Annotated in this window: 15 protein-coding genes and 2 pseudogenes; 8 read left to right on the forward strand and 9 right to left on the reverse strand. The window is 66.8% G+C overall.

Annotated features, from left to right (window positions below):
* The first annotated feature begins 75 nt into the window (after positions 1 to 75).
* From F1D05_RS24890 to F1D05_RS24905, 4 genes and pseudogenes are all read left to right on the forward strand, one after another.
* Complete coding sequence (locus F1D05_RS24890) at positions 76 to 708, forward strand: DUF47 domain-containing protein (RefSeq protein ID WP_185442875.1); 633 nt, start codon at positions 76 to 78, stop codon at positions 706 to 708.
* 2 nt (positions 709 to 710) lie between these two features.
* Entirely contained in the window at positions 711 to 1709 is a 999-nt protein-coding gene (locus F1D05_RS24895; protein ID WP_185442877.1) for an inorganic phosphate transporter, read from the forward strand.
* 148 nt (positions 1710 to 1857) lie between these two features.
* Positions 1858 to 3000 (forward strand): annotated as a pseudogene (locus F1D05_RS24900) (inorganic phosphate transporter).
* Positions 3001 to 3010: 10 nt separating this feature from the next.
* On the forward strand, positions 3011 to 3244 hold the full coding sequence (locus tag F1D05_RS24905) for a hypothetical protein (RefSeq protein WP_185442878.1): 234 nt from the start codon (positions 3011 to 3013) through the stop codon (positions 3242 to 3244).
* Positions 3245 to 3247: 3 nt separating this feature from the next.
* Here the strand turns inward: F1D05_RS24905 and F1D05_RS24910 are convergent, their stop codons facing one another.
* From F1D05_RS24910 to F1D05_RS40790, 3 genes and pseudogenes are all read right to left on the reverse strand, one after another.
* Positions 3248 to 3772, reverse strand: a complete 525-nt coding sequence (locus F1D05_RS24910; protein ID WP_185442879.1) for a hypothetical protein — start codon at positions 3770 to 3772, stop codon at positions 3248 to 3250.
* A gap of 154 nt (positions 3773 to 3926) precedes the next feature.
* Positions 3927 to 4238, reverse strand: coding sequence for a hypothetical protein (locus F1D05_RS40785; protein WP_246486969.1), 312 nt, complete (start codon positions 4236 to 4238; stop codon positions 3927 to 3929).
* 61 nt (positions 4239 to 4299) lie between these two features.
* Positions 4300 to 4677: pseudogene (locus F1D05_RS40790) on the reverse strand (lysophospholipid acyltransferase family protein); the annotation flags it as partial.
* A gap of 147 nt (positions 4678 to 4824) precedes the next feature.
* On the opposite strand from F1D05_RS40790, the gene thiC reads away from it, so the two are divergent.
* The 3 genes from thiC to F1D05_RS24930 all read left to right on the forward strand — a co-directional run bounded on the left by thiC (position 4825) and on the right by F1D05_RS24930 (position 8486).
* Positions 4825 to 6669, forward strand: a complete 1845-nt coding sequence (thiC, locus tag F1D05_RS24920; protein ID WP_428995039.1) for a phosphomethylpyrimidine synthase ThiC — start codon at positions 4825 to 4827, stop codon at positions 6667 to 6669.
* 666 nt (positions 6670 to 7335) lie between these two features.
* Positions 7336 to 7935, forward strand: a complete 600-nt coding sequence (locus F1D05_RS24925; RefSeq protein ID WP_185442883.1) for a transposase — start codon at positions 7336 to 7338, stop codon at positions 7933 to 7935.
* Positions 7932 to 8486, forward strand: coding sequence for a hypothetical protein (locus F1D05_RS24930; RefSeq protein WP_185442885.1), 555 nt, complete (start codon positions 7932 to 7934; stop codon positions 8484 to 8486). Before F1D05_RS24925 ends, F1D05_RS24930 begins: the two co-directional genes overlap by 4 nt.
* Before the next feature lie 10 nt (positions 8487 to 8496).
* Here the strand turns inward: F1D05_RS24930 and F1D05_RS24935 are convergent, their stop codons facing one another.
* Both F1D05_RS24935 and F1D05_RS24940 read right to left on the reverse strand, forming a co-directional pair.
* On the reverse strand, positions 8497 to 9129 hold the full coding sequence (locus tag F1D05_RS24935) for an RDD family protein (protein WP_185442887.1): 633 nt from the start codon (positions 9127 to 9129) through the stop codon (positions 8497 to 8499).
* Between the two features lie 178 nt (positions 9130 to 9307).
* Positions 9308 to 10213, reverse strand: a complete 906-nt coding sequence (locus tag F1D05_RS24940; RefSeq protein ID WP_185442889.1) for an RDD family protein — start codon at positions 10211 to 10213, stop codon at positions 9308 to 9310.
* Positions 10214 to 10331: 118 nt separating this feature from the next.
* Between F1D05_RS24940 and F1D05_RS24945 the strand changes: the two genes are divergently transcribed.
* On the forward strand, positions 10332 to 10793 hold the full coding sequence (locus F1D05_RS24945; protein WP_246485947.1) for a DUF2752 domain-containing protein: 462 nt from the start codon (positions 10332 to 10334) through the stop codon (positions 10791 to 10793).
* Between the two features lie 402 nt (positions 10794 to 11195).
* Here F1D05_RS24945 and pstB read toward each other — a convergent pair whose 3' ends face one another.
* The 4 genes from pstB to pstS form a co-directional block, all read right to left on the reverse strand.
* Positions 11196 to 11972, reverse strand: coding sequence for a phosphate ABC transporter ATP-binding protein PstB (gene pstB, locus F1D05_RS24950; protein ID WP_185442890.1), 777 nt, complete (start codon positions 11970 to 11972; stop codon positions 11196 to 11198).
* A gap of 20 nt (positions 11973 to 11992) precedes the next feature.
* Entirely contained in the window at positions 11993 to 12916 is a 924-nt protein-coding gene (pstA, locus tag F1D05_RS24955; protein WP_206685822.1) for a phosphate ABC transporter permease PstA, read from the reverse strand.
* Positions 12913 to 13977: a phosphate ABC transporter permease subunit PstC gene (gene pstC / locus F1D05_RS24960; RefSeq protein ID WP_185442892.1), complete on the reverse strand. Its 1065-nt coding sequence runs from the start codon at positions 13975 to 13977 to the stop codon at positions 12913 to 12915. Before pstC ends, pstA begins: the two co-directional genes overlap by 4 nt.
* A 99-nt stretch (positions 13978 to 14076) precedes the next feature.
* Positions 14077 to 15216 carry a phosphate ABC transporter substrate-binding protein PstS gene (gene pstS / locus F1D05_RS24965; protein WP_185442894.1) on the reverse strand — a complete coding sequence of 380 codons (1140 nt, stop codon included), beginning with the start codon at positions 15214 to 15216 and terminating at the stop codon, positions 14077 to 14079.
* Between the last annotated feature and the right edge of the window lie 155 nt (positions 15217 to 15371).

Consider the following 15371-nt stretch of genomic DNA (forward strand, 5'->3'; position numbering starts at 1 on the left):
CAGGCGGATGCGCCGTCAGCAGTCCGTTGCCCCTAGCATGTTCACGGTTTGTCCCTCGTTCACCCGGAGCTTGAAGTGCCGTTACGTCTGCGTCCGAACGACCCGACGTTCTACGACCTTTTCACCGAATCCGCCAATCATCTGGTCGACGGATCCCGCATCCTCGCCGAACTGCTCGGCAGTACGGCCGGATCCGGCCTGTCCGCCAGCCACCAGATCGCCGCTCAGATGAAGGATGCGGAGCACGCGGCGGACGAGACCACCCACGGGATCATCCGCCGGGTCAACTCGACCTTCGTCACCCCGTTCGACCGCGAAGACATCTACCGGCTGGCGTCCGACCTCGACGACGTCATGGACTACATGGAAGAGGCGGTCGACTCCGTCCACCTCTTCAACCTCGAGACGCTGCCGGCCGAGGTGGCCGAGCAGATCGAGGTGCTGCAGCGGATGGCCACGCTGACCGCGCAGACGATGCCCAAGCTGCGCACCATGAAGGATCTGGCGGAGTACTGGATCGAGATCAACCGACTCGAGAACACCGGCGATGCCGTGCACCGCCGGATCATCGCCAAACTGTTCAGCGGCGAGTACGACGCGCTGACGGTGATGAAATTCAAGACCGTGGTCGACCTGCTGGAGGCCGCCATCGACGCCTTCGAGCACGTCGCCAACACGGTCGAACAGATCGCCGTCAAGGAGAGCTGAGCGTGGAGTTCGCGCTCGTCATCGCCGTCATCGTCATCGCGCTGGCCTTCGACTACACCAACGGCTTCCACGACGCCGCCAACGCGATCGCGACCTCGGTCTCGACCCGGGCGCTGACACCACGGGTCGCGCTGCTGATGGCCGCGGTGATGAACTTCCTCGGCGCGTTCCTCGGTACCGAGGTGGCGGACACGGTCGGCAAGGGGATCATCACCGCGCCGGCCGGCAAACACGGCCTGGTGATCGTGATCGCCGCGCTGGTCGGCGCTATCACCTGGAACCTGATCACCTGGTACTTCGGCCTGCCGAGTTCCTCGTCGCACGCGTTGATCGGCGGCCTGGTCGGCGCCGGGCTGGCGTCGAGCAGCGTGGTGCTGTGGCACGGCATCCTCGACAAGGTCGTCATCCCGATGGTGGTGTCGCCGGCGGTCGGATTCCTCGGCGCCTTCGTGCTGATGACCGCAATCCTGTGGATCTTCCGGCGCAGCAACCCCGGCAAGGTGACCCGGGGCTTCCGGCTCGCTCAGTCGCTGTCGGCCGCCGCGATGGCGCTCGGTCACGGGCTGCAGGACGCTCAGAAGACGATGGGCGTGATCTTCCTGGCGCTGCTCACCACCGGGCACGTGCACGCCGGTCAGGGCATCCCGGTCTGGGTCAAGATCTCCGCCGCCACCGCTATCTCGCTCGGCACCTACTCCGGTGGCTGGCGGATCATGCGCACACTCGGCCGGCGCATCATCCACCTGGACCCGGCCCGCGGCTTCGCCTCCGAGGCGGTCGCCGCGACCGTGCTCTACGTGATGGCGATCGGGCTGCACGCGCCCGTCTCGACCACGCACACGATCACCTCCGCGGTGATGGGCGCGGGCGCGACCAAGCGGCTTTCCGCGGTCCGGTGGGGTGTCGCGAAGGGCATCATCACGGCCTGGGTCCTGACCATCCCGGCCGCCGGACTGGTCGCGGCCGGGGTCTACGGGCTGGTCCACCTGATCCTGGAGTGACCGGCCGGCCCCGCCGATTCGCGGTACGGCGGCCGGCAGTTCGCAGTACGGGCAGTTCAGCTTTTGAGTAGTTCATTTCGAATTAGCCCTGGGACCTTAGCGTCGAGAGCGTTCTCCTGACGCCGCCCAGCTCCGGGATGTGATCGTGATGGATCTGTCGTTCCTCGTCGTCGTGGTGATCATCACCGCGCTCGTGTTCGACTTCACCAACGGGTTCCATGACACCGCCAACGCGATGGCGACGTCCATCGTCACCGGCGCGCTGAGACCAAAGGTCGCCGTCGCCTGTCCGCCGTGCTGAACCTGGTCGGCGCGTTCGTGTCCACCGAGGTGGCCAAGACCATCTCCAGCGGCCTGGTCGACGATGCGAAGGTGACCGTGCCGATCATCTTCGGCGGTCTGGTCGGCGCGATCCTGTGGAACCTGCTGACCTGGTACGTCGGGTTGCCGAGCTCCTCGTCGCACGCGCTCTTCGGCGGCCTGATCGGCGCGACCTGGATCGCGGGCCGGCAGCAGCGCCGTGCACTTCGGCACCGTGGTCCAGAAGATCATCGTCCCGGCCGTGGCGGCGCCGATCGTGGCCGGTGTGGTGGCGACGATCGGCACCTACCTGATCTACACGATCACGGCCCGGGCCAGGAAGAAGACGGTCGACGACGGCTTCCGGGTCGGGCAGATCGCCTCCGCCTCGCTGGTCTCGCTCGCGCACGGCACGGGTGACGCGCAGAAGACGATGGGCATCATCACGCTGGTGCTGATCACGTCCGGCAGCCTGGCCTCCGGTTCGCGGCCGCCGCTGTGGGTCATCTTCGCGGCCGGTCTCGCGATCGCCGCCGGTACGTATCTGGGCGGCTGGCGGATCATCCGCACGATGGGCAAGGGGCTGACCGAGATCGAGGCGCCGCAGGGCTTCGCGGCGGAGAGCAGTTCGACCGCCGTACTGCTGGCGTCGTCGCACCTCGGCTTCCCGCTGTCGACCACGCAGGTCTGCTCGGGCAGCATCCTCGGTGCCGGGCTCGGCAAGCGGCTGGCGGAGGTTCGCTGGACGGTCGCCGGGCGGATGGCGCTGGCGTGGCTCTTCACCCTTCCCGCGGCGGCCCTGGTCGGCGCACTGGCCGGGCGGGTCGCCAACTCCGGCAACCTCGGAGTCGTGATCATCGCGATCGCCGCCGTCGCCGCCGGCCTCGCGATCTACACCGCTTCGAGGCGCAAGCCGGTCACCTCCGACAACGTCAACGAATACCCCGGTACGTCGACCCCGACCCCGGCGCCGGCCGCCACCGCAGCCTGAGGAGACGCAGATGCACATCGACTGGAGCGCACTCGCCCAGGTAGCCCTGACCAGCCTGCTTTTCGGAGTAGGCCTCGTCGTACTGTTCGCGGTCGGCATCACTGCGTGGTCGCGACGGGCGATCGCCGTCGAGGCGAAGAAGGGCAGCGCACCGGCGGACACAGCCGTCGCAGGCCTATGCTTCGCCGCCTGCCTCGCAGCAATTGCTTACGGGCTGTACCTGATCATCCCGCAGTTCCACTAACTGTCAGCGGTTCCAGCGGCGGACGGCTTTGGCTATGTCTTTGGTGCGGAGGGTGCTGACGCCTTCTTCCCAGCTGCGGTAGAGGGACTCGCCGAGCAGGGTGGGGTTGAGGAGCGCCTGTGGGCGTACGGCCATCACCCAGGTCGCGGCGGCCGCGTGGCCCTGCTGGAAGAGCAGGTGGTTCGCGGTGGCCTCGATCCGGGCCTTGTCCGGACCGTGCAGGCCGTTCGAAGCCCAGTTCTGGACCAGCACCGGGTCCTTGGCGGTGATCTGCGCCAGATAGGTCAGCGGACCACGCCAGAAGCCACGTTTGCCGATGTTGTCCAGACTCTCCAGCGGGAACCACCCGTTGGAGCACCGGCGCCCGTTCACGGCCGCCTCGAGCTCGCGGGCCTGCTCCGGCCGCAGATCCTGGGTCGCCCAGGCGATGAAGAACCCACCGACGTCCGGGATTTCCTCTTCGACATGTGGCGGGATCGTCAGTCTTCCCGGCTCGAAAAGGTGCAGTTCCTCGTCAAACTCAAACAAAGTGTTCCCCACCCCGATGACCACCGGCCGACGCAGGAGTGGTCGGTCGGTGCCGAGAGGTCCCCCAGATACCTGCTGCGACAACAAAAGGCCTTCGTACTCCGGCCTCGCCGCCTCGTCAAGGTGTGGGGTGGGCTACTTCCTCCGTCGTCGGCTACTTCTTCCGGCGTTCGGCGCGCAGGCGGAGCTCTTCGGCGTCCATCCGGTCGGCCTCTTCCGGGGTCGGCGCGCCCCCGCCGTACGACGCGGGCAGCCACCAGGCGCCCGGCGGCTGCTCGTGGTACTCCCGAATGGTCCGGTCGAGCATCCCCGCCATCGCCTTGTGCAGGTGTTCCGTCGCCTCGGTCGCGTCGTCCGCGCGGGTGACGCTGATCGGTTCGCCGACCGTGATGGAGACCCGCTGGTGCCGGGAGAAGTCGCGCGGGTGGTCCTTGGTCATCATCCGCTGGGTGCCCCACAGGACCATCGGGATGATCGGTACGCCGGCCCGCGGCGGCCATCCGGACGGTGCCGGACTTGAACTCCTTCAGCTCGAACGACCGGCTGATCGTCGCCTCCGGGAAGACTCCGACGATCTCGCCCTCGCCGAGATAGCGCAACGCCTCCCGGTACGACGTGGAGCCGGCGTCGCGGTCCACCGGGATGTGGTGCATCCCACGCATCAGCGGACCGGAGTACCGGTTCCGGAACAGCACTTCCTTGGCCATGAACCGGACCAGCCGCTTGCTCGGCTGCGCGCCGAACCCGCCGATCACGAAGTCCACGTAGCTGATGTGGTTCAGCGCGAGCACCGCGCCGCCGGTCCGCGGCACGTTCTCGGTGCCGGTCATCCGGAACTTCAGATCGAGCACCTTGAAGGCGGTCTTGGCGAGGCCGATCACTGGCGGGTACAGGATGTCGCGCATGCCCTGACGCTACCGGTTCCACCCCAACGCCACACCGTCCCGGCCCTGGGAGTGATGGGCTTCGGACCGCCACGCCATCAATCGACGGCGATCGGCAGCCTGGCAGGCGTCGCGACGGTCGGCACCTCCCGGCCGGACTGCCCATTGATGGCCTGGCGGTCCGGGCGCCACACGCATCCAGTACGCAGTCCGCAACCATTGGTTAGGGTTGCCGATGACAAGTTGATATCGCGGGAGCTCGTGCTGAAGCGGGCTGAGAGGGCGGCTGGACTGCGCACCCCTGACTCCGATCTGGAGCAGGCTGGGCGAACCGGCGCCGCCGACCGCCGAACCTGTCCGGGTAATTCCGGCGTAGGGAGCAAAATCGTGACCTCGATCGACAATTCTGTTCGTCCGACCGTCACCACCGGGCCGATTTCCGGGTCCGAGAAGATCCACCGCGGCGACCTCGGCGTACCGGCCAGGCGGGTGCATCTCACCAATGGGGAGCACTTCGACCTGTACGACACGTCCGGCCCGTACACCGATGAGAAGGCTCGGATCGACGTCCAGACCGGGCTGCCACTGCTGCGGCAGGAGTGGGTCGCCGGCCGGGAGCCGTTGACCCAGTTGGCGCACGCGCGAGCCGGCACCATCACCGAGGAGATGCGCTACGTCGCAGTACGGGAGGGCGTCGATCCCGAGTTCGTCAGGGCCGAGGTGGCTCGCGGCCGGGCGGTGATCCCGGCGAACCGGCAGCATCCCGAGTCCGAGCCGATGATCATCGGGAAGAAGTTCCTGGTGAAGGTGAATGCGAACATCGGCAACTCGGCCGTCAGCAGCTCGATCGAGGAGGAGGTCGAGAAGCTCGTCTGGGCCACCCGGTGGGGCGCCGACACGGTGATGGATCTTTCCACCGGCAAGAACATCCACGCGACCCGCGAGTGGATCCTACGGAACTCGCCGGTGCCGATCGGGACCGTGCCGCTGTACCAGGCGCTGGAGAAGGTGAACGGCGACCCGACCGAGCTGAGCTGGGAGGTCTACCGCGACACGGTGATCGAGCAGTGTGAGCAGGGCGTCGACTACATGACGGTGCACGCCGGAGTGCTGCTTCGGTACGTGCCGTTGACCGCCCAGCGGATCACGGGGATCGTCTCGCGGGGCGGTTCGATCATGGCCGCGTGGTGTCTCGCGCATCACCAGGAATCCTTCCTGTACACGCATTTCGCCGAACTCTGCGAGATCCTGCGCGCGTACGACGTGACGTTCTCGCTCGGCGACGGACTTCGTCCGGGCTGCATCGCGGACGCCAACGACGCGGCCCAGTTCGCCGAGCTGCGGACACTTGGTGAGCTGACCAAGATCGCTTGGGAGCACGACGTGCAGGTGATGATCGAGGGCCCGGGACACGTGCCGATGAACAAGATCGCGGAGAACGTGCGGCTCGAGGAAGAGCTCTGCGGTGAGGCGCCGTTCTACACATTGGGGCCGTTGGCAACGGATATCGCACCGGCGTACGATCACATCACCAGTGCGATCGGCGCGGCTCAGATCGGCTGGCTCGGTACGGCGATGCTCTGCTACGTCACACCCAAGGAACACCTCGGTCTGCCCGATCGCGATGACGTGAAGACCGGCGTGATCACCTACAAGATCGCTGCCCACGCAGCCGACCTGGCCAAGGGGCACCCCGGCGCGCAGGACTGGGACGACACGTTGTCGAAGGCAAGGTTCGAGTTCCGCTGGGAGGACCAGTTCAACTTGTCGCTGGATCCTGACACGGCCCGCTCGTACCACGACCAGACGCTGCCGGCCGAGCCCGCGAAGACCGCGCACTTCTGCTCGATGTGCGGCCCGAAGTTCTGCTCGATGCGGATCACCGCCGACATCCGCAAGTACGCCGAGGAGAAGGGCCTGACCTCCACCGAGGCGATCGAAGCCGGCTTCGCCGAAATGTCGGAGACCTTCAAGACCAACGACTCGCAGGTCTACCTGCGCGTCGTCGACTGACCCCACCGGCTCCCCGCCCCGGGGTGTGCGCCTCCCCGGGGTGGGTCGGCTAGCGGGTTGTTCGCCCGGTAGCGCGAAATAAGTCCGTCAGCGGACGAATAGCCCGTCATCGCGCCGGCCCGACCTCCCGCCCGGCGCGGAACCGGCCCAAATCCATCACCTTGGGCGCTATTCGGTGCCTCACAACCGCCAAAGTCGCCGGTTCCGGGCCTCCAGCCAGGCAGTGGTGTCGGAAGTCGCGGCGGAGACCCTGCTGCTTAAGGCGAACCCCGCGTGAGCTGAGCGTGATCTGCGGGAGGTCGGTGCGGACTGCCTGGCTGGACGTCCGGATCGGACCTGAACCCGGTCGACCCCAGCGGAGAGGACCTGGCTTACCTCTGATGCCGTATATGCCGACCGGGGAACTAACGGGTCGAGTTGTCAGTCGTTTGTTTTCGAGAATGACCGGTCCGGGCGGCAAACGGGGCGAAAAGATCCTGACTCGGAGTGAAGACCTGCGGAGAGTCGGGGCGCGGGATGGGCCGGATTCAGCGGAAAATAGGGGGATCGGTGGGTCCGCGGGGCGATCACGGGGAGTGATCGGGTGAACCGATTCAGGTTTTTTCCTTCACTCTACGTGAATAAGACTGTAGCCTTAATCATGCGCTGGGAAGGAGGTGCAGGGCGGTGGTCTTCGTTCTCACGGTAGATCAGCGAGCCAGCCGAACGACATCGGATGTGGTTCCCGACCTGCTGAACACGCTCAACCGGCGGCCCCGGCGGGTCGGGCTGCTGCGGAAATTCGAGCGGACGGCAGGTGACGAAGTACAGGGCGTGCTGAGCGAGGCCCGCGCGACCATCGACGTGATCGTCCACCTCATCCGGGCCGACCGCTGGTACGTCGGGCTCGGCATCGGCGAAGTGGACGACCCGCTGCCGCGCAGTACGAGGGCGGGCAGCGGTGCCGCGTTCGTGAACGCGCGGGAGGCGGTCACCCGGGCCAAGGCAAGCCCCCACCACATCAACGTGATCGGGACAGACGCGCACCACGCTGAGCAGGTGGAGAGCGTGCTCTGGCTGATGGCTTCCGTACTGCGGCGTCGCAGCGAGCGTGGCTGGGCTGTGGCCGACCTGCTCGGGGAGAGCCTCAGTCGTCGCGAGATCGGTGTGAAGCTGGGGATCAGCCAGTCCGCGGTGACCCAGCGGGCTCAGGCGGCCGGTGTCGTCGAGGAGCAGCGCGGCCGGGTGCTCGCGGCGGAATTGCTCGACCGTGGTGCCGCTGCATGACGGCAGTGGTCCTGTCGCTGGCGGCGGTCGGCTTCATGCTGGCCGTCCTGGCGTGGGTACTCAAGGCCGGATCCACCCTCGAGATCGTCATCAGCGCGGTGATGCTGGCGTGTCTGGTAGCGGTTGGCATCATCCTGCTCGCCGGCGACGGTGTGACGAACTGGCGCGAGGGCTGGTGGAACGTTCTGCTGCTGCTCGCGGGAGGTCTGGCAGTCACCGGTGGCGGCCCATTGACGACCTCTGTGCTGTCTCTGGTCGACCGGGGCAACACCCGCGCACAGTCGACCCAGAAAGCCGGTGAGGTACTGCGTGGTGGCGCTCTGATCGGAGCGCTCGAGCGCGGCGCCATCTACGCGTCGATGGTGGCCGGATTCCCTGAGGGGCTGGCAATCGTGCTGGCGATCAAAGGGCTGGCCCGGTACCCCGAACTGCGGAGTCCGGACCAGCCGGCGTCGGTGACGCCGCAGGCGGTGGCGGAGCGATTCATCATCGGCACCTTCACCAGCGTGCTGTGGTCCGTGGCCTGCGCGGGTCTGGTGCTGTCCCGCTAGAGCAGTTCGGTCAGAGCTTGAGCACGTGGCTGGCGACGATCTTGTCGTGCCAGGTCTGCTTCTTCTCGTCCCACAGCGGCCAGAGCAGGTCCAGGAAGCAGAGGTTGCTGAGGATGATCCCGGACACCTCGCGGCCCAGGCACCTGCCGACGCCGAGCGGCTGTCCGGTGCGCACGGCAACCAGTTTGAGGCCGAGAACCTTTTTGCCGATGCTCTGACCCTTGCGGCCCTGCCGGATGATCCGGTTCCAGATGACCAAGGCGAAGTAGGCCAGGTACGCGACGACCATCACCGTCCGGGCGGAGTCGCTCATCTTCTCCAGGCTGCCGGACATCGCGATCGCGACGACGGCGCCGATCGGGATCGGGATGAGCGCGAACAAGCTGTCGATGATCGACGCCCCGACCCGGGATCCCCAGCCGGCCAGCTGACCGCCACCGAGCGGCGCGAAGCCGTAACCGCCTTGGTGGTAAGGGTTGTAGCCCGGCCGCGTCGGGTTGTAAGGCTGCAAACCCTGATTGCCACCGGGCTGCCCCGGCGGAAACTGCCCCGGCTGTCCTGGGGCGAACTGCCCCGGCTGGCCTGGTTGTCGCGGCGGGTGGTCGTCGGACTGTCCCGGGATCGGTGGTCCTTGGTTCGACATCAGATCTTCACCACAGAGGTATCGAGCGGCGGGCCGTAGTACGGGCTGTCCTGTGGGCCGGTGGGAGGGGTGCTCACGGGACTCCTTTCTGTCGCGCCGAGTATTTCGTACTGCGCGGGAACGCCGGACGCCGTGACCTGGAAGGCCACGGCGTCCGGACTGCGAGCTAGCTGCTACGTCAGAGCTTGATGACGTAGGTGTTGTTGATCTTGTCCGCGAAGGTCTGCTTCTTCTCGTCCCACAGCGGCCACAGGTAGCCGAGGTAACACGGCAGGCCGTCCAGGATGTGCGTCAGTTCGCGCAGGAACGCCTTGCCTGGGCCGACGTTCTGGCCGGTGTCGGCGGTGACGAGCTTCAGGCCGACAGCCTTCTTGCCCCAGCTCTGGCCGGTCTGGCCCTGCTGGATGATCCGGTTGTAGACCCAGACGCCGATGCCGATCAGCCAGAACAGCAGTCCGATGATGCTGCTGCCGCCCCCGCTGCCACCGTTGCTGATCGCGTTACCGATCCCGATCGGGATGCCGTAGATGATCCCGTCGATCAGGAACGCGCCGACCCGGACCGGCCAGGTCGCGAGGTTGCCGCCGACACCGCCGCCGTACCCGTAAGCGCCGTAGGGCTGCGCGCCGTACGGCTGCTGGCCGTACTGGCCCGGCTGCTGCCCATAAGGCTGCTGGCCGTAGCCGCCCGGCTGACCCGGTGCAGCGCCGCCCTGGCCGTACTGACCAGGCTGGCCCGGGTACTGCCCCGGCTGCTGGCCGTACTGGCCCGGCTGCTGCCCATACTGCCCAGGCTGCTCCCCGTACTGCGGCTGACCGGGCTGGCCGGCCTGCTGCCCGTACTGCCCAGGCTGCTGACCGTACTGGTCAGGCTGCCCGTACTGGCCGGGCTGCTGTCCGTACTGCGGAGGCTGGCCGTCTTGGGGAGACTGTCCGTACTGCGGAGGCTGGCCGTCTTGGGGAGACTGTCCGTACTGCCCCGGCTGCTGACCGTACTGACCCGGCTGCGGGGGCGTCTGGTCGGGCTCGCCCGGCTGGTTCGGGTTCTGCGGGTCGAAACCCGGTGGTGGCGTCGGAGTGCTCACGACGGTCCCTTCTTGATGGTTGAGGAGTCACTGCAGGCTAGCGATGTTGCGGCTCACCGGCTACGCACCGCTCCGGAGAGTCCGGATCACGGGCACCGGCTCGGGTTACCGTGGTCTCATGTATCCGGCACACCCTATGCGTCCCGGCGGCCAGCCGGAACCAGGCGCACTGCGGACCGGACCGGAGCCGCTCGACCGCCGCGTCCTCGGCCTGGCAGGCACCCTTGCCGGTGGAGCGGTACTTGCCGGAGTCAACAGCCTCTCCGGCGGCCGGATCGGGCTACCGTGCCCGTTCCACGCGATCACCGGCCTGAACTGCCCGTTCTGCGGCACCACGCGGATGGCGGCGGCTTTCCTGCAAGGAGATCCGGCCCGAGCGTGGTCCTTCAACCCACCCATGGCAGTGGTTCTCCCCGTCGTCGCCTTGCTGGTCGGGTACATGCTGCTGGCATGGACGCTGGAACGCCTAACTCGGTTCCACCTACCTCGCCCTCGTCCTAGCGCGCGCTTGCAACGCGTCGTACCGATGGTCTTTCTGGTCGTCATGGCTTTGTACGGCGTGCTGCGTAACGTCTTCTGAGATACTGCGTCCCCTCGCGCGTGCTCCTGCATCGCCCGCTCCCACCCACCCCGCGTCGCGGCTCCTTCGTCGCCGCTTCCTCAAATGAAGGCCGGCTGGCTCCGCGAGTACGCGGATCGTGTGGGAGCGAGATTTGAGCGTTGCCCCGGGCATCGATCGCTATTTGGGCGACCCAGCAAGCAATCGCTTGTTGGGTAGAGGTTCACGCGTCGCGACGCAAGGAGCGGCGTATGTGGGTAGGGGAGAGCTGCGACGCAGGAGCAGCGCGGGGATTGTCCCGCGCGAGGCAGGTAGACCGATCGCCTTAATCAGCCGCGACGCAGGAGCAGGCGTCCCCCGCGGGGTGGAGCTGCGACGGAGGAGCAGCGTGGGGCTGCTCCTCCGTAGTACCAAGCAGAAACCTCAGCCGAAGCGGCCGGTGATGTAGTCCTCAGTGGCCTTCTCGTTGGGGTTGGAGAAGATCTGCTTGGTCGGCCCCATCTCGATCAGCCGACCGGGCTTGCCGGTGGCGGCGAGGTTGAAGAAGGCGGTCTGGTCGGAGACGCGGGCCGCTTGCTGCATGTTGTGGGTGACGATGACGACGGTAAAGCGGTCCTTGAGCTTCTCGATCAGGTCCTCGATCGCGAGGGTGGAGATCGGGTCGAGGGCCGAGCAGGGCTCGTCCATCAGGATCACCTCGGGCTCGACCGCGATCGCGCGGGCGATGCACAGTCGCTGCTGCTGGCCGCCGGACAGGCCGGAGCCGGGCTTGTCGAGCCGGTCCTTGACCTCGTTCCAGAGGTTCGCGCTCTTGAGTGAGGCCTCGACGACCTCGGTGAGCTTCTTGCGATCCTTGACCCCGTTGAGCTTCAGCCCGGACGCGACGTTGTCGAAGATCGACATGGTCGGGAACGGGTTCGGCCGCTGGAACACCATGCCGACCACGCGACGGACGGCGACCGGGTCGATCCCCGGGGCGTACAGGTCCTGGTCGTCGAGCACGACCTTGCCCTCGACGCGGGCACCAGGGATCACCTCGTGCATCCGGTTCAGGGTGCGCAGGTAAGTGGACTTGCCGCAGCCGGACGGGCCGATGAAGGCCGTGACGGACCGGGGCTCGATCGTCATGGACACGTCTTCGACGGCCTTGAAGTCCCCGTAGTAGACGTTGAGGCCGCTGACCTCGATGCGTTTCGCCATATCGACTCAGAACCTCTCGACTATTTGGACTTGATGGTGCTGAACCGCGCGATGGTGCGGGCCAGGATGTTGAGCAGAAGGACCAGCAGGATCAACGTGAGCGCCGCCGCCCAGACCCGGTCCGCGGCCGGCTGCAGCGCCAGTTCGGTCCGGTCCTGGTTGATCATCGTCGGCAGTGCGCCCATGAACCCGTCGAACGGGTTGAGGTTGATGTTCTTGGAGTAGCCGACCAGGATCAGCAGCGGCGCGGTCTCACCCATCACCCTGGCCAGGCCGAGCATCACGCCGGTGATGATGCCGCCGAACGCGGTCGGGATGACGACCTTGAGGATCGTCTTCCACTTCGGTACGCCGAGCGCGTACGACGCCTCGCGCAGCTCGTCCGGGACGAGTTTGAGCATCTCCTCGGTGGAGCGCAGGACGACCGGCAACATCAGCAGGACCAGCGCCAGCGAGACCGCGAACCCGACCCGGTTGAAGCCGAGCACGGTGATCCAGACGGCGTAGATGAACAGTGCCGCGACGATCGACGGGACACCGGTGAGGATGTCGATGGTGAAGCTGACCACCTTGGCGGCCTTGGTGCCCTTGCCGTACTCGACCAGGTAGACCGCGCCGAGGATGGCGATCGGTACTGCGATCAGCGTCGTCATCAGCGACATGATCAGCGTGCCCATGATCGCGTGGTACGCGCCGCCGCCGACCCGGCGTACGGTCACGCCTCGCTGCGACTGGCTCCACCAGTTCGGGTCGAGCAGCAGGTGGTAGCCCTTGCTCACCACGGTCCACAGGATCCACACCAACGGGACCAGGGCGACCAGGAAACAAAGGATGATCAGCACGGTGGCCAGGGTGTTCCGGAACGCCCTCGCGCCGGACTTGCCGGTCAGATCGAGAGCCTTGCCGTCGTACGCCGGCCGGTTGGCGGCGAGAATGGTGGTCACGGAGTCGCTCCTTCGAGGGCCCGGTCGGAGTCGCCGACCCGGCGGACCTTGCGTGGGCGCTTACCGCCCGGCGTACTGCGCGCGACGATGATCCGCGCGGCCGAGTTGACCAGGAAGGTCACCACGAACAGCACCAGACCGGCCGCGATGTAGGCACCGGTCTTCTCCGGCGAATCGAACTCGGCGGCATTGTTGGCGATCTTCGAGGCGAACGTCTCGCCGCCGGCGAAGATCGACGAGTTCCACGGATCGTTGCCGTTCGGCACCGACAGGATGATTAGTACGGCGATGGTCTCGCCGAGCGCGCGGCCGAGGCCGAGCATCGAGGCGCTGACCACACCGGAGCGCCCGTACGGCAGCACTGCCATCCGGATCATTTCCCAGCGGGTGGCGCCGAGGGCCAGGGCGCCTTCGCGGTGCGTGACCGGGGTCTGAGCGAAGATCTCCCGGCTGATCGCGGTGACCACCGGCAGGATCATGATCGCCAGCACCACCGACGCGGTGAACACGACGCCGAGGTCCTCGCTGGCCGGCTTCTTGAACAGCGGCAGCCAGCCGAGCGCGTCGGCGAGTCTGTCGATCACCGGCCGCAGGATCGGCGCGAAGAACAGGATGCCCCAAAGGCCGTAGATGATCGACGGGACCGCAGCCAGCAGGTCGACCGCGTGCGCGACCGGTGTGGCCAGCCGCTTCGGCGCGTAGTACGTGGTGAACAAGGCGACGCCGACCGCGATCGGGACTGCGATGAGCATCGCGATCACCGAGCTGATCAGCGTCGTGTAGAAGAGCGCCGCGATACCGAACTTCGACTGCGCGCCACCTGGCTCCCAGATCCGGGAGAATAGGAAGCTGCTCTTGTCGTCGGCCAGCGCCGGGATCGCCAGCGCGAGCAGGAAGATACCGACGAAGGCGACGATCAGGACCACCAGCCCGCCGGATCCGCGCGCGAGCCCGGCGAAGAGTCTGTCGCCGAGATGTCCGACCGGCCCCAGGTCGAGTTTCTTCGCCGGTGGACGATCGGTCGGCCGGTCGGGCGGTGCCGTGCCGTATGTACTACTCATGGGTGCTGCTCCAAGCGCCTGAGTCGATGGCTTACGAGGCGAAGCCCCGGCCGCGTGAACCGGCCGAGGCTTGCCTCACGACGTACTGCGGTATTCAGATCAGCTGATCGACTGGATGGCAGCGTCGACCTTGGTCCGCAGCTCCTCCGGGAGCGGCGCGTAGTGCAGGTCGGTCAGCGCACCCTGGCCGTCGGCGCCGGCGAAGTAGGTCAGGAAGCTCTTCACCAGTGCGGTCTTCTCGGCGGTCAGGCCCTTGCTGCAGGCGATCTCGTAGGTGGCCAGGATGATCGGGTAGGTGCCCGCAGCCTTGGTCGTGTAGTCGAGCTTCAGTGACAGGTCGGTGCCGGTACCGGCGGGCTTGGCCGCGGCGAGCGCCTTCGAGGCGGAGTCGGCGGTCAGCTCGACCGGGGCGCCGGAGCCGTTGTCGATCTGCGCGATGCCGAGCTTGTTGTCGACCGCGTAGGACCACTCGACGTAGGTGATCGAGTTCTTGGTGCTCTTGACGCCCTCGGCCACACCGGCCGACTTCTCCTTGCCGGCACCCGTACCGGTCCACTTCTTGGCCGGCTTACCGGTCCAGGCGCCTTCGCCGGCGGCGGCGAGGTACTTGGTGAAGTTCTCGGTGGTGCCGGACTCGTCCGAGCGGAAGAAGACCGAGATCGGAGTCGACGGCAGCTTCGCGCCGGCGTTCAGCTTGGCGATCGCCGGGTCGTTCCAGGTCTTGACGGTGCCCTGGAAGATCTTGGCGGCGGTCGCGCCGTCGAGGACCAGCTTGTCCAGGCCATCGACGTTGTAGGCGATGCTGATCGGGCCGACCACCATCGGCAGGTTCAGCGCCGGGCTGCCCTGGCAGCGCTTGGCCGCGGCGGCCGCCTCGGTCTCGCCACCGTCGGTGGAAACGGTCTTCAGCGCGGAGTCCGAACCGGCGAAATCGACCTGGCCGGCCTTGAACTGCTTGATGCCCGCGCCCGAACCGGTCGCGTTGTAGTTCACCGAGACATCGGCGCATTTCTCGTTGTACTTGGAGATGACTTCTTCGATGGCGTTCTTCTGCGCCGTGGAGCCCTCGGCGTTCAGGGTGCCCTTCGGGCAGTCGCCGCCTCCGGTGGAGGTCGAGGTGGAGCTCGACGGGTTCGAGGAGCCCGACGGCTCCGGGTCACTGCCACAGGCGCTCAGAGCGAGGACGCCGAGGGATGCCACGGCGACGGTGCCGACGCGGAGCAGGCGATTGACGGACACGAGAGTGTTGCCCTTCTGCGGGATTCAGACTTCTTGAACTTCCACAAAAGGTAGGGAGAGCAAGTGACCGGGTGGTCCGTCGCGGGTGAACGACCGGTGAACGGTTCCGGTAGCCCTGACGACGGCTGGCATGCCGCCAAGCGGCTATCAGATGA

It is taken from the genome of Kribbella qitaiheensis, assembly GCF_014217565.1.
GTDB classification, from domain to species: domain Bacteria; phylum Actinomycetota; class Actinomycetes; order Propionibacteriales; family Kribbellaceae; genus Kribbella; species Kribbella qitaiheensis_A.